This is a genomic window from Phenylobacterium hankyongense, assembly GCF_003254505.1.
Lineage (GTDB): Bacteria > Pseudomonadota > Alphaproteobacteria > Caulobacterales > Caulobacteraceae > Phenylobacterium > Phenylobacterium hankyongense.
In genome coordinates this window covers 1,365,119-1,379,485 of sequence record NZ_QFYP01000001.1, presented here as the reverse complement: position 1 = coordinate 1,379,485, position 14,367 = coordinate 1,365,119, and the positions used below count along the sequence as shown (strand labels likewise).

The window sequence follows — 14,367 nt, the reverse complement described above, 5'->3', positions numbered from 1 at the left end:
ATCACCCCGCCCAGAAGCCGACCAGCTTCTTGACCTCGGCCAGGTTCGGGGCGGCGACCTCGCGGGCCCGTTCGGCCCCGGCGCCCAGGATGCGGTCGATTTCCGCCGGGTCGGACAGCAGCCGCCGCATCTCCCCGCCGATCGGCCCCATCACCGAGACCGCCAGGTCCGCCAGCTTCGGCTTGAACGCCCCGAAGCCCTGGCCGGCGAACTCGCTCAGCACCTCCTGGGCGGTACGGCCGGCCAGCGCCGCATAGACGCCCACCAGGTTCTGCGCCTCGGCGCGGCCTTCCAGTTCCTCGAGCTTTTCCGGCAGGACGTCGGCGTCGGTGCGGGCCTTGCGGATCTTCTGGCTGATGGTGTCGGCGTCGTCGGTGAGGTTGATCCGCGAATTGTCCGAGGGGTCGGACTTGGACATCTTCACCGACCCGTCGCGCAGCGACATGATCCGCGCCCCCGGGCCCTGGGTCAGGGCGTCCGGCAGGGGGAAGAAGCCCGGGGCGTCGAAGTCGTGGTTGAACTTGGCGGCGATGTCGCGGGTCAGCTCCAGGTGCTGGCGCTGGTCCTCGCCCACCGGCACGTGGGTGGCCTTGTAGACCAGGATGTCGGCGGCCTGCAGCACCGGGTAGGTGTAGAGCCCGACGCTCTCGCGCTCCTTGTGCTTGCCGGCCTTGTCCTTGAACTGGGTCATCCGGTCGAGCCAGCCGAGCCGCGCGACGCAGTTGAACACCCAGGCGAGCTCGGCGTGCGCCGGCACCGCGGACTGGGCGAAGATGGTCGCCACCTTGGGGTCGAGGCCGGTGGCCAGGTAGGCGGCGGCGATCTCGCGCACCTGCTGCTTCAGCTTCGACGGCTCCTGCCAGGCGGTGATGGCGTGCAGGTCGGCGACGAAGATGAAGGTCTCGATCTCGTGCTGCAGGCGGGCGAACTTCACCAGCGCGCCGAGGTAGTTGCCCAGGTGCAGGTCGCCGGACGGCTGCACGCCGGAGAGCACGCGTTTCGGGCCCGCGTAAGGGGCTGGGGCTTGGTCGGTCATGGGTTCAGGCTTCTGAGGCTGTGGACGCGAGGGCGCAAGGCCGCGCGGTCAGCGCGGCGGGGTGAGGCGGCTCAGCGCCATCGCCAGCTATTGCGTCCGGGGAAAGCCATGCCGTGCGAATAGGCGCTCAGCCGGCTCAGGGCAAGTCCGCCGGGCCCTCGGGCGGGTCGCCGCGGCGGCGGCGCAGCGCATAGCGGGCCTCGGCCAGGGTCAGGCCGCCGGAGGCGAACAGCAGCGCCGGATAGAGCGCCGCGCCCAGCACCACGACGACGGCGATGGCGATCTCCTTGCCGTGCAGCGGCCCGACGCTGAGCGGCGCGAGCAGGCCGGAGATCACGTCGCGGAAGTGCGAGGCCGCGCCCAGCAGCAGGCCGAGCGCCACGCTGGCGGCCAGGATGCGGATCAGCTTGGACACCGCCCGCGGGCTCGGCCGATAGTGGCCGCGCCGGGCCAGCGCCGCGCCCATCATCACCACGTTCAGCCACCAGGCGAAGGCGGTCGCCGCGGCGATCCCCGGCACGCCGATGAAGTGGAACAGGCTGACGCCCAGCACCACGTTCACCGCCACCGCCACCAGGGCGTAGCGCATCGGGGTGCGGGTGTCCTGGCGGGCGAAGAAGGCGCGGGAGAACAGCTGCGCCAGCACGAAGGCCGGCACGCCCCAGCCGTAGTGCAGCAGGGCCGCGGCGGTCTGGTGGGCGTCGGCGGTGGTGAAGGCGCCGCGGGTGTAGAGGGCGTCGATGATGAAGAACGGGATCGAGACCAGGGCCGCCGCGGCCGGCAGGGTCAGGGCCATGGAGAAGACGATGGCCTCGTCCATGGCCGAGCTCGCCGCATGCCGGTCGTCGGCCTGCACGGCGCGCGACAGCCGCGGCAGCAGCGCCACGCCGATCGCCACCCCCACCAGGCCCTGCGGCAGCTGGTAGAGGCGGTCGCAATAGGCCAGCCACGAGCGGGCGCCGTTCACCTGGCTGACCAGGATGCCGGAGACGAAGATGTTGATCTGGCTGGCGCTGGCGCCGATCGCGCCGGGGATGGCGAGCGCGATCAGGTGCTTGATCTCCGGCGTCAGCCGCGGCCAGCGCAAATGGACCTTGGCGCCGGCCTTGTTGACCCCCCACCACAACAGCCCGGCCTGGGAGACGCCGGCGATCACCACGCCGATCGAGGCCCACTTGGCCGCGTCCACCGGGGTGTGGGTCGGCAGCACGGTGACCAGGGTCCAGATGTTCAGGAGGATCGGCGCGGCCGCCGACAGCACGAACCGGTTGCGGGCGTTCAGCACGCCGGACAGGTGGGCGTAGATCGCCATGCACGGCAGGTAGGGCATGGTGATCTGGGTGAGCAGCACCGCCAGCTTGAACTTCTCGGGGTTGGCCGCGAAGCCCGGCGCGATGGCGTACATCAGCCACGGCATGGTCAGCTCGGCGACCACGGTGATGAGCAGCGTCGCCGCCGCCAGCGTCGCCATGGCGTCGGCCGCCAGCACGTCGGCGATCTCCTCGCCGTCCTTCTCCAGCGAGCGCGAATAGGCCGGCACGAAGGCGGCCGCGAAGGCGCCCTCGGCGAAGATCCGGCGGAACAGGTTCGGGAAGGCGAAGGCGGTGTTGAAGGCGTCGGCGGCGAAGGTCGCGCTCGCGCCCATGGAATAGCTGACCGCCAGGTCGCGGGCGAAGCCCGCCAGCCGGCTCACCAGGGTGAAGGCCGAATAGATCATCGACGAACGGATCAGGCCGCCAGACTTCATGCTGTCAGACTTCATGCTGTCGGACTTCATGCTGTTGGTCGGGGGCGCGGTATCGTCGGTCGCGGCGAGCGGCGTCTCGGTCACGGCAGGATCCTGTGGAACTCGCCGCAACCTAGCGGGCCACGCTGGCGCGCGCGCGTTGCAAATTGGCGCGGGGGCGGGCCGGCGCGCCGTCGTCGTCGGCGACCAGGGCGGCTTCCAGCGCCGCCTTCAGGGCGTGGCGCTTGCGGCCGTCGGTGAGCTTCCCGCCGTCGGGGCCGACCACGTAGAAGGCGTCCACCGCCCGCTCGCCGTAGCCGTCGATGTGGGCCGACAGGATCGACAGGCCGGCATCGGAGATGGCCCGCGCCAGGGCCGCCAGCAGCCCCGGCCGGTCGCGGCCGGAGGCCTCCACCACCGTCGAGGTCTCCGAGGCGTCGTTGTCCAGCATCACCGTCGGCGTGATCGAGAAGGCCGCGGTGCGCGCCTGGTCGGCGCCGCGGCGCGGCTCGCGGGGCGCCGCTTCGCCGCGGGCGGCGGCCTCCAGGGCCTGCGTCAGGCGGACCAGCGCGCGCGGGTCGGCCGCGCCATAGGGCTGGCCGGTGACGTCCTGCACGTTGAACACGTCCAGCGCCTGGCCCGAGCGGGAGGTGAACACCCGCGCGCCCACCACATTGGCGCCGGCGCCGGTGATCGCGGCGGCCAGGTCGACGAACAGCCGCGGCCGGTCGGTGGCGGCGACCACCACCTCGGCGGCGTTGCGGTCGGCGCGCACCTTGCCCTCGGCGGCCGCGCCGCCGGCCTGCGCCGCACGGCGCGAGAGGCCGGCGTGCGCCAGCACCTCGGCCTCGGTGAAGGCGCTGAAATAGGCGTCTTCCATGGCGTCGGCCCAGGCCTCGGAGGCGGGATCGGCCCGGGCGACCCGCACGCGGGCGTCGTAGGCGGCGTTCTCGTGGTAGCGCTTCAGGGCGGCGGCGGTGTCGGAGCCGCGGCCGCCGCGGAACACCGCTTCCGTCGCCCCGTAAAGCTCGCGCATCAGCTGGCCCTTCCAGCCGTTCCAGACGCCGGGGCCCACGGCGCGGATGTCGGCCACCGTCAGCACCAGCAGCAGCCGCAGGCGCTCGGGCGTCTGCACGATGGCGGCGAAGTCGCTGACCGTGCGCGGATCGGAGATGTCGCGTTTCTGGGCGTAGTCGCTCATCACCAGGTGGTGCTCGACCAGCCAGGCGACCAGCTCGATCTTCGAGCGCTCCAGGCCCAGCCGCTCGCAGGCCTGCCGCGCCGCCCGCGCGCCGGCCTTCTCCTGCCCGCCGACGCCGCCCTTGCCGGTGTCGTGCAGCAGCATGGCCAGGAACAGCGCCTCGCGGTCGTCGATCAGCGGCATGACCAGGGTCGACAGCGGGTGGTCCTCGGCGAACCGGCCGGCGGCGATCTCGGCGATCACCCCCACCGCCCGCAGGGTGTGCTCGTCCACGGTGTAGGAGTGGTACATGTTGAACTGCATCTGGGCGACGATCCGCCCGAACTCCGGCATGTAGCGGCCCAGCACGCCGGCCTCGGTCATCAGCGCCAGGGTCCGCTGCGGGTCGCGGCCCTGGGTCAGGGTCGCCAGGAACACCTTGGCCGCGGCGGGGTCGCGGCGCACCGCCGAGGTGATCAGGCCGGCCGCGCGGGTCGCCAGGGTGAAGGCGTCCGGATGCAAGTCGAGGTTGCGCTCGTCGGCCAGCTTGAACAGCCGTAGCAGGTTCACCGGGTCGCGCTCGAAGGTCTCCGCCCCGTCGACGTCCAGGCGGCCGCTGACCTCGTGGAAGCCCGGTTCGGCCAGCGGCTTGCGCTTCGGCCGCCGGCTCGGCAGCAGGCGGGAGATGCCGCGCGGGGCGCTCTTCACCCGGTCGGCCTCGAGCTTGGCGGCGAACACCCGGGTCAGCGAGCCCACCTCCTTGGCGAACAGGAAGTAGCGGCGCATGAACCGCTCGACGGCCGGGGCGTCGCCGCGATCGCCATAGCCCATCCGCCGGGCGATCTCCGGCTGCAGGTCGAAGGTCAGCCGCTCCTCGGGCCGGCCGGTGGTGAAGTGCAGGTGGCTGCGCACCGCCCACAGGAAATCGAAGGCGCGGATGAAGATGCGCACCTCGCGCTGGCCGAACATCTCCAGCTGCATCACCTTCTCGATGGGCTCGCCGGGATGCAGGTACTGGGCGATCCAGAACAGGGTGTTGAGGTCGCGCAGGCCGCCCTTGCCCTCCTTGACGTTTGGCTCGACCATGTAGCGGCTGGCGCCGGCGCGGGCGTGCCGGTCGTCGCGCTCCTTGAGCTTGGCGGCGACGAATTCCGCGCCCGTGCCCTTCACCACCTCGGCCTGGTAGCGGCGCACCAGCTCGGCGGCGAGGGTCTCGTCCCCGGCCAGCCGGCGGGCCTCCAGGATCGAGGTGCGGATGGTGAAGTCCTCGCGCGCCAGCTTCACGCATTCGTCGATGGTCCGCGAGGCGTGGCCGACTTTGAAGCCCAGGTCCCACAGGGCGTAGAGCATGTACTCGATGACGCTCTCGGCGTGGGCGGTCTGCTTGTAGGGGCGCACGAACAGCAGATCGATGTCGGAGTAGGGCGCCAGCGTGCCGCGGCCGTAGCCGCCGACCGCCATCAGCGCCAGCCGCTCGCCCTCGGTGGGATTGCGGGCGCGGAAGATGTGGACGGTGGTGAAGTCCCACAGCGCGGTGATCACCTCGTCGGTGACGCCGGACAACAGGCGGGCGGTCTCGATGCCGCCGGCGCCGTTCTCCAGCCGCTCCTTGGCGATCATCCGCCCACGGAACAGCGCCGCCTTGAGGATGTCCAGCGCCGCCTTGCGCTGGGCGACGTCGCCGGAGGCCTCCAGCGCCGCGGCCGACAGCTGGGCGCGCAGCCGCACGCCGTCGACGACATACTCAAGGCGTGTGGGGCGAAGGCGAGGCGGCATGGGCGGGCAGATATAGGTCAGTTCGCGCCGGCTTGCTCGCCCCTTGTGGCCCTGCGGCGAGGAGTTTCAGGCGAGACGCAGAAGGCGGAGCATGAGGAAGGCCAGCGCCCCCAGCATCAGCAGCGACAGGGTCACGGTCGCCGCCGCCCGCGGCCCGACCTTGGCCATGGCCGGCAGGTCCACCGCCAGCCCCAGCGCCGCCATGGCGATCACCGTCAGCCAGCTCGCCGTCTCCGACGCCGGCCCGACCAGCAGGGGCGGGATCAGGCCGGCCGAGCGCACGCCGACCAACAGCAGAAAGGCGACGATGAACCACGGCACGACCAGGTGCAGCGGCGTCTTGCGCAGCGCCTCGCCGGAGCGGCGCGGATTGAGCCACGAGATCGCCACCACCACCGGGCCCAGCATCAGCACCCGCACCAGCTTCACCACCGCCCCCACCTGGGCCGACAGCGAGCTGATCGGCGCGGTGGCGGCCAGCACCTGCGGCACCGCGTAGACCGTCAGGCCCGCCAGCACCCCGAAGCCGTGCGGCGACAGGCGCAGCGCCACGGCCAGCACCGGCAGGATCAGCACCACGACGACGCCGAGCACGGCGGTGAAGGCGATCGAGGCCGCCACGTCGTCGCCGTCGGCGTCGATCACCGGGGCGATGGCGGCGATGGCCGAGTTGCCGCAGATGGCGTTCCCGCAGGCGATCAGCACGGCCATCTTGTGCGGCATGCGCAGCAACCGCCCGAGTCCGTAGCTGCCGACGATCGCCAGGGCGACCAGGACCGGTACGTCCAGCAGCAGCTCCGGTCCGAGGCCGAGGATGGCCGCGCCGCTGATGCTCGCGCCCAGCAGCACGACGGCGATCTCCAGCACGGTCCTGGCGCTGAACGCCACTCCCGCCGCCCAGCGCGGCCCCGGCGTCCACACCGCTCGCACGCCTGCGCCGATCAGGATCGCCAGCACCAGCGCCTCGAGCCAGGCGCGCCCGAAGAGCCGCACCTCCAGCGCCTGGGCCACATGCGCCGCCACGGCGATCGCCACGCAGAGCAAGAGGCCCGGGCCGAAGCGCAGGACGGATCGCGAATCCGGGACGTTGGGGCTGAGGGCGATAGCGGCCATGGGTCGAGTGTCCGCCCGCCATTTCGACAACTCCAACTTATTTGTTGCATGCGATCAATCGATATAAATGATGGGTTGTGACCCTCGAACAGCTCCGCATCTTTGTCGAAGTCGCCCAGCGCGGGCACATGACCCGCGCCGCCGAGGCCTTGCACCTCACCCAGTCGGCGGTCAGCGCGGCGGTGGCGGCGCTGGAAGGGCGCTACGGCGCACGGCTGTTTGACCGGGTCGGCCGCGGCATCGCCCTGTCGGCCGCCGGCCAGGCCTTCCTGCCGGAGGCCAAGGCGGTGCTCAGCCAGGCCGAGGCGGCGGTGGCCGCCCTGGAGGACGTCACCGCGCTGCGCCGCGGCCACCTCACCCTGGCCGCCAGCCAGACGGTGGCCAGCTACTGGCTGCCCGGCCGCATGGCGCGCTTCGCCCAGGCCCATCCGGGCGTCAGCCTGCGGATGATCGCCGGCAACACCGCCCAGGCCGCCGAGGCGGTGCTCACTGGGGCCGCCGACCTGGGCTTCGTGGAGGGCCTGGTGGAGGTCGCGGCCCTGTCCCGCGCCGCCATCGCCCTCGACCGGGTGAGCCTCTACGCCGCGCCCGACCATCCGCTGGCCGCCGCGCCGTTGCGGCCGCAGGACCTGCGCGCCGCCGTCTGGGTGCTGCGCGAGGTGGGATCGGGCACCCGCTCGCACTTCGAGCAGGTGATGGCCGGCGTCGGCGTCACGGTGCGCGAGCTGTCCGTTCGCCTGGAGCTGCCGTCCAACGAAGCGGCTTTGGCGGCGGCCGAGGCCGGCGGGCTGGTGGCCGCGGTGTCCGACCTGGCGGCCGCGCCCCTGGTCGCCGCCGGCCGCCTCGTGCGCCTGGCTTTCGACGCCCCCGAGCGCGCCTTCGCCCTGCTGACCCACCGCCAGCGCCATCGCAGCCGCGCGGCGATGGCGTTCATTGCAGAGCTGTGAGGCCGGGTCAGGCCGCCGCGACTTGCGCCTTCCCGAACGCGGCGCGGTCACTATGTTGCGCGCCCCATGAGTCGCCGGGCCGTCAGATGAGCAAGGGATCGTACCGCGGCGGCTCCACCCTCACCGGCTGGAACGCCAACGGCTATGTGTCGGGCTCGGCCGGCCGCAAGCTGCGCGGCAAGGCGGCGACCGCGCGCACCGCCCAGACCAGCTCGGAGAGCGCGACCGAGGACGAGATCGTCCGCCGGCGCCACGGCCTGACCCCGCGCAAGCCCAAGCCGAAGCCGGAAACCCAGGCCGAGAAGAACGCCCGCCAGCGCCGGATCACCCGGGTCAGCGCCCCCGTCGTGGTCAAGGTGAAGCGCCGTCGGCAGCTGAAGAAACCCGCGCCCCGTCCGCTGGTCAGCGCCCCGCGCAGCAAGACGCCCTAGGTCAGCAGGCCCTTCAGCCGATAGAGCGCCTCCATCGCCTCGCGCGGGCTCATGCCGTCGAGGTCGAGGACCTTCAGCGCCTCTTCGGCCGCGCTGGGACCCGAGCGCTCCGCCGCCGGCGCGGCGGCGGCGAACAGCGGCAGGTCGTCGAGGTGGGCGGGCGCCCCGGCCTCGCGCTCCAGCCGTTCCAGCACCTCGCGGGCGCGGATCACCACCGGCTGCGGCACGCCGGCCAGCTTCGCCACCTGCACGCCGTAGGAGCGGTCGGCCGGGCCGGGGCCCGCCTCGTGCAGGAAGATAAGGTCGCCGTTCCACTCCTTGGCCTTCAGGGAGAGGTTGGCGACATAGGCCAGCCGCCCGTCCAGCACCGCCAGCTCGTGGTAGTGGGTGGCGAACAGGGCGCGGCAGCGGTTGGTCTCGTGCAGGGCCTCGGCGCAGGCCCAGGCGATGGCCAGGCCGTCGTAGGTGGCGGTGCCGCGGCCGATCTCGTCGAGGATCACCAGGGAGCGCGGCGTCGCCTGGGTGAGGATGGCGGCGGTCTCCACCATCTCGGCCATGAAGGTCGAGCGGCCCCGCGCCAGGTCGTCGCCTGCGCCGACCCGGCTGAACAGCCGGTCGACGACGCCCAGCCGCAGGCGCCGGGCCGGCACGAAGCAGCCGGCCTGGGCGAGCACCGCCAGCAGCGCGTTCTGGCGCAGGAAGGTCGACTTGCCGGCCATGTTCGGGCCGGTGACCAGCGCCAGCCGCGGCCCGCCGGCCCCCGCGCCGTCCAACCGGCAGTCGTTGGGCGTGAAGGCCTCGCCGGCCCGGCGCACCGCGGCCTCCACCACCGGGTGGCGCGCGCCCTCGGCCTCGAAGGCGGTGGAGCGGTCCACCGTCGGCCGCGCCGCGCCCACGTCCTCGCCCCATTCGGCCACGCCCGCGGCGACGTCGAGGCGGGCGGCGGCCTCGGCGGCGGCGTGGATGTCGGCGGCCACCGCGCAGGCGGCGTCGCGCCAGGCCTCGAAGGTGTCGACCTCAATGGCCAGCGCCCGCTCGGCGGCCTGGGCGATCTTCGCATCCAGCTCCGCCAGCTCGACGGTGGTGAAGCGGACCTGGTTGGCGAGCGTCTGGCGGTGGATGAAGACCGCGTTCAGCGGCGCGCCCATCAGCGGCTCGGCGGCCTTGGCGGTGGTCTCCACGAAGTAGCCGAGCACGGCGTTGTGGCGGACCTTCAGGGCGACGCCGCTCTCCTGGGCCAGCCGCGCCTCCAGCTGGGCGATGACCCGGCGGCTGTCGTCGCGCAGCGCCCGGGCATGGTCGAGCTCCGGCCGCACGCCCTCGGCCACGAAGCCGCCGTCGCGGGCCAGCGCCGGCAGCTCGCTCCCGAGGCCCGCGCCCAGGAGGTCGCGGAACGCCAGCAGGTCAGCGTGCAGGTCGGGATTGAGGGCTGCGAGCGCGCTGGCGATCTCCGCCGGCGGCGTCACCAGCGGGTCGCGGGTGGAGGCGAACAGCGCCACCACCGCCTCGGCCATGGTCAGGCCGTCGCGCAGGCAGCCGAGGTCGCGCGGCCCGCCGCGCCCGAGCGCCAGCCGCGACAGGGCGCGGGCCATGTCGCCCAGCCCCTTCAGCTGCTCGCGCAGCCGCTGCCGCTGGCCGCGATGCTCGCAGAACCAGGCCACCGCATCCAGCCGCGCGTCGATCGCCGCCGGGTCGAGCAGCGGCCGGGCCAGCCGCGCCGCCAGCAGCCGCGCGCCGGGGGCGGTCACGGTGCGGTCGATGGCCGCCAGCAGCGAGCCCTCGCGGCTGCCGGAGGTGGCCTTCTCGATCTCCAGGCTGGCGCGGGTGGCCGGGTCGATGGCCATGACGTCGGCCTCGCCGGCCCGGCGCGGGGCCGACAGCGCCGGCAGCTTGCCGGCCTGGGTGGTCTCCAGGTGGGCGGCGATCAGGCCGAGCGCCGAGATCTCCGCGCCCGACAGCGCACCGAAGCCGTCGAGGGTCTCGACCCCGTAGAGCCGCTTGAGCCGGGCTTCCGAGGCCGAGGGCTCGGCCAGCGCCTGCGGCAGCGGCTGCACGAAGCCGCCGGCCGCCTTCAGGGCGGCGCTGACCTGCTCGTCGGCGAACAGCCGGTCGGGGACCAGGATCTCCGAAGGGCCGAGCGCGGCCAGCGCCGAGGCCAGGCCCGAGACGCTGGTCGCCAGGCACTCGACCTCGCCGGTGGAGAGCTCGACGCTGGCCACCGCAGCGGCGCCGGCCCGCACGGCGATCGCCGCCAGCCGGTTGGCGCCGCGGGCGTCCAGCAGGCCGTCCTCGGTCAGCGTCCCGGGGGTGACCACGCGGACCACGTCGCGGTGGACGATCGACTTGCCGCCGCGCTTCTTGGCCTCGGCGGGGTTCTCCATCTGCTCGCAGACGGCGACCTTGAAGCCGGCGCGGATCAGCTTGGCGAGATAGGCCTCGGCGGCGTGCACCGGCACCCCGCACATGGGGATCGGCGCGCCGGCGTGCTGGCCCCGGGCGGTCAGGGTGATGCCGAGCGCCGCGGCGGCCTTCTGGGCGTCCTCGAAGAACAGCTCGTAGAAGTCGCCCATCCGGAAGAACACCAGCGCGTCCGGCTGACGGGTCTTGGCCTCGAAGAACTGCGCCATGACCGGCGAGGCGCCGGCGGCGGGATCGGGCAAGGTGGTGGGCGACGGCGCATTCATGGAGGCCTGGGACGCTATAGGTTCGCCTGAGTCCCGTCAGCCCCTTGAACCTTGGCGCGCGGGCGCCAAGCTGTGGAGAGATGCCGCAGTCCCGTGGAGCGACTTCCAGCGTGGTGATCTTTCCGCCCGGCCCCTCCGACGCCGAGGCGCTGGCGCATGTGCATGTGACCTCCTGGCGCGAGACCTACCGCGGTCTGCTGCCGGACGCCTTCCTGGCGCGGATGTCGGAGGTCGGCTACGCCCGCCGCTTCCGCCGCACCCTCACCCATCCGCAGCCCAACGAGGTGACCCTGGCCGCCGCCGACCGATTCGGCCTGGTGGGCTACGCCACCGGCGGCCCCTCCCGCCGCGGAACGGCCGGCGAGGGCGAGATCTCGGTGCTCTACCTTCTGCGCTCAGCCCAGGGCCACGGCCTCGGCCAGCAGCTGATGGCGCAGACCGCCCGCGCCCTGCAGGCCAACGGCGCCCGCTCGCTGATGCTCTCGGTGCTGCGCGACAACATCCGCGCCCGCGGCTTCTACGAGCACCTGGGCGGCGAGCCGGAGACGCCCCGCCAGGAGCTCGGCCCCGGCGGCCGCCTGCTCTACGAGGTCGCCTACCACTGGCCGGACATCTCGACGCTGACGCGGTGAGGCCCGAGTTGCTCCCCCGCTGGGGGAGCTGTCAGCGAAGCTGACTGAGGGGGTCCTCCGAGGTCAGCGCTGACCCCCTCCACCGCTTCGCGGTCCCCCTCCCCCAACAGGGGAGGAATTGAAGCGGCTCAGATCTCCGCCGCCTCCGGCGCCGCGTAGGTCAGCGAGACGAACACGTCCTCCAGGTCCGGATCCTCGGTGGAGATGTCCTTGATGTGCACGCCGGTCTTGCGGATCGCGGCCAGCACCTGTTCGACGCTCGACTGGCCGGTGCGGTAGGTCACCGAGAAGCCGCCCGAGGGCAGCAGGTGGGTCTCGAAGCCGGCCAGCGCCGGCGCGGCGGTCATCGGCTGCTCCGGCGTCACCAGCACCTTGCGGGTGTCCATCCGCCGCAGCAGGGTCGTGGTCGGCTCGCAGGCCACCACCTGGCCGCGGTTGATGATGGCGATCTGGTCGCAGAGCTCCTGGGCCTCTTCCAGGTAGTGGGTGGTGAGCACGATGGTCACCCCCTTGCGGTTCAGCTCCAGCACATAGTTCCAGAGCTGGCGGCGCAGCTCCACGTCGACCCCGGCGGTGGGCTCGTCGAGGATCAGCACCGGCGGGTTGTGCACCATGGCCTTGGCGACCATCAGCCGCCGCTTCATGCCGCCCGACAACTGGCGGACGTAGGCGTTGGCCTTGTCGCCGAGCCCGAGCGCGGTCAGCAGCTCCATGGTCCGGCGCTCCGACGGCGGCACGGCGTACATGCCGGCCGCCACCTCCAGGGATTCGCGCGGCGTGAAGAACGGGTCGGCGGCGATCTCCTGCGGCACCACGCCGATGGCGGCGCGGGCGTCGCGCGGCCGCTCGTCGATGTCGCGGCCCCAGATGCTGACCGTGCCGGAGGTCTTCTTGCAGAGCCCGGCCAGGATGTTGATGAAGGTCGACTTGCCCGCCCCGTTCGGCCCCAAGAGGCCGAAGATCGAGCCGCGCGGGATCGCCAGGTCGACGCCGCGCAGCGCGCGCATCTCCGGCGTGGTCTTGGTGGCGGCGTAGGTCTTGACGAGGCCCTTGGCCTCGATGGCGTAGTCGGGAAGGTCCATGGGGCTCCAATCGATTGACGGGCGAAGCCGCCGTCGCATACGTAGTGCGCGGCCAGCAAAAGTGGGACCCGGTTTTGCGTCCGGCCGCGAACAAATTGCAAAGTTGCTGCGCGCCCCTGGGCGCGAGGCGCGCGCCGCCTCCGCGCCAAGCGGGCGTCGCCGCGGCATCAGAGGTTTGAAGTTCATGGCTCGCAGAGCACGAAACGAGGGCGCCAGCGCCCAGAAGCGCCCCGAGCCCATGCCGGCCGAGCCGGCGCTGACGCCCGACCTGCCCGCGCCCGAGACCATCACCGTGCGCTCCGGCCGGATCGCCTGCGACGGCGTCGGCGGCGCGCTCGGCCACCCGCGGGTCTGGCTGGAGATGGGCGAGGCGAGCTTCGTCGAATGCCCCTACTGCGACCGCCGCTTCGTGCTGGCCGCCGGCTCCGAGGGCCCTGAGGACGAGCGCCTGGCCCCCGGCGTCTGGGAAGGCGCGCACGGCCACTGAGCCATCGGCTCCGCCCCCGTGACCCGGGGGCGGAAGACGTCGGGCGTCAGACCCTGAGCGGCATCAGGATGTAGCGGACGTCGGCGTCGCCGGGGTCCAGCACCAGCGCCGGGTCGTTCGGGCCGCCGAACCGCAGCTCGGCCATCTCGCCGGAGATCTGGTCGGTGATGTCCAAGAGGTAGCGGGCGTTGAAGGAGAGCTCGAAGGGCTCGCCGTCGTAGTCGATCTCCAGCTCCTCGACCGCCTGGCCGGCTTCCATGTTGCGCACCGTCAGCACCACGCGGCCGGACTCGATCGCCATCCTGACCGAGCGGCTCTTCTCCGCCGAGATGGTCGCCACCCGGTCCACGGCCTGCGCGAACAGCTTGGAATCCACCATGACGATGCGGTTGTTGTCCTTGGGGATCACCCGCGTGTAGTCGGGGAAGTTGCCGTCGATGACCTTGGAGGTCAGCGCCGCCCCGTTCAGCTCGAAGCGGACCTTCTGGGGGCTGATCTGCAGCTCGACGCTCTCGCCGGCGTCGTCCAGGAGGCGCCTCGCCTCGGCCACGGTCTTGCGCGGCACGATCACGCCCGGCGCGCCGGCCGAGCCCTCGGGCGCCGGCATCTCGGCCAGCGCCAGGCGGCTGCCGTCGGTGGCCACCGCGCGCAGCTTCTGCACCCCGTCCTCGACCACCGTGTGGAGGTAGAGGCCGTTCAGGTAGTAGCGGGTCTCCTCCGCCGAGATCGCGAAGCGGGTCTTGTCGATCAGCCGGATCAGGTCGTTGACGTCGACGGTCAGCCGGCCGGCCAGGCCGTCGGCGGACATCACCGGGAAGTCGCCGGCCGGCAGCACCGGCAGGTTGAAGCGCGAGCGCCCGGCCGACACCGTCAGCCGCGGGTCCTCGCCGGTGAAGCTGAGTGAGACGTCGGCGCCTTCCGGCAGCTTGCGGACGATCTCGTAGAGGGTGTGGGCGGGCGCGGTGATCTGGCCGGGCTGGTCGACCTGGGCCAGGGCCTGGTCGATGATCTCCATGTCGAGATCGGTGGCCGAGAAGCTCAGCCGGTCGCGTTCCGCCGACAGCAGCACGTTCGACAGGATCGGAATGGTGTTGCGCCGCTCCACGGCGCTCTGCACATGCCCAAGCGCCTTCAACAGCGCCGCCCGCTCGATCGTCAGCTTCATGTCGTGTCCCGGACTATGCGCGAGCGAGCCGATTCGGCCCCGCCCGCCCCCGACTGGAAGGGACCTGCGACATTAGCCATTTTCCCGGCCCGGGGAAGAGCCGAAGCC

Annotated in this window: 11 protein-coding genes; 4 read left to right on the top strand and 7 right to left on the bottom strand. The window is 72.5% G+C overall.

Annotated features, from left to right (window positions below):
* Position 1: 1 nt before the first annotated feature.
* The 4 genes from trpS to DJ021_RS06640 form a co-directional block, all read right to left on the bottom strand.
* Entirely contained in the window at positions 2-1,036 is a 1,035-nt protein-coding gene (gene trpS, locus DJ021_RS06655) for a tryptophan--tRNA ligase (protein ID WP_111456797.1), read from the bottom strand.
* A gap of 136 nt (positions 1,037-1,172) precedes the next feature.
* Positions 1,173-2,813, bottom strand: a complete 1,641-nt coding sequence (gene murJ, locus DJ021_RS06650) for a murein biosynthesis integral membrane protein MurJ (protein WP_243626122.1) — start codon at positions 2,811-2,813, stop codon at positions 1,173-1,175.
* 82 nt (positions 2,814-2,895) lie between these two features.
* Positions 2,896-5,718 (bottom strand): [protein-PII] uridylyltransferase, encoded by a 2,823-nt coding sequence (locus tag DJ021_RS06645; protein WP_111456796.1) that lies wholly within the window; start codon positions 5,716-5,718, stop codon positions 2,896-2,898.
* 66 nt (positions 5,719-5,784) lie between these two features.
* Positions 5,785-6,831 carry a YeiH family protein gene (locus tag DJ021_RS06640; protein ID WP_111456795.1) on the bottom strand — a complete coding sequence of 349 codons (1,047 nt, stop codon included), beginning with the start codon at positions 6,829-6,831 and terminating at the stop codon, positions 5,785-5,787.
* 77 nt (positions 6,832-6,908) lie between these two features.
* On the opposite strand from DJ021_RS06640, the gene DJ021_RS06635 reads away from it, so the two are divergent.
* A complete protein-coding gene (locus DJ021_RS06635; RefSeq protein ID WP_111456794.1) occupies positions 6,909-7,778 on the top strand; it encodes a LysR substrate-binding domain-containing protein in 870 nt (289 codons plus the stop codon).
* Between the two features lie 86 nt (positions 7,779-7,864).
* Positions 7,865-8,209, top strand: a complete 345-nt coding sequence (locus tag DJ021_RS06630; protein ID WP_111456793.1) for a hypothetical protein — start codon at positions 7,865-7,867, stop codon at positions 8,207-8,209.
* Here the strand turns inward: DJ021_RS06630 and mutS are convergent.
* Positions 8,206-10,893, bottom strand: coding sequence for a DNA mismatch repair protein MutS (mutS, locus tag DJ021_RS06625; RefSeq protein ID WP_111456792.1), 2,688 nt, complete (start codon positions 10,891-10,893; stop codon positions 8,206-8,208). The genes DJ021_RS06630 and mutS overlap by 4 nt on opposite strands.
* 80 nt (positions 10,894-10,973) lie before the next feature.
* Between mutS and DJ021_RS06620 the strand changes: the two genes are divergently transcribed.
* A complete protein-coding gene (locus DJ021_RS06620) occupies positions 10,974-11,525 on the top strand; it encodes a GNAT family N-acetyltransferase (protein ID WP_111456791.1) in 552 nt (183 codons plus the stop codon).
* Positions 11,526-11,653: 128 nt separating this feature from the next.
* On the opposite strand, the gene DJ021_RS06615 is transcribed toward DJ021_RS06620, so the two are convergent.
* Entirely contained in the window at positions 11,654-12,607 is a 954-nt protein-coding gene (locus tag DJ021_RS06615) for an ABC transporter ATP-binding protein (RefSeq protein ID WP_111456790.1), read from the bottom strand.
* Positions 12,608-12,845: 238 nt separating this feature from the next.
* Between DJ021_RS06615 and DJ021_RS06610 the strand changes: the two genes are divergently transcribed.
* Positions 12,846-13,094, top strand: a complete 249-nt coding sequence (locus DJ021_RS06610; RefSeq protein ID WP_243626119.1) for a zinc-finger domain-containing protein — start codon at positions 12,846-12,848, stop codon at positions 13,092-13,094.
* A gap of 46 nt (positions 13,095-13,140) precedes the next feature.
* Here DJ021_RS06610 and dnaN read toward each other — a convergent pair whose 3' ends face one another.
* Complete coding sequence (dnaN, locus tag DJ021_RS06605; protein ID WP_111456789.1) at positions 13,141-14,259, bottom strand: DNA polymerase III subunit beta; 1,119 nt, start codon at positions 14,257-14,259, stop codon at positions 13,141-13,143.
* Between the last annotated feature and the right edge of the window lie 108 nt (positions 14,260-14,367).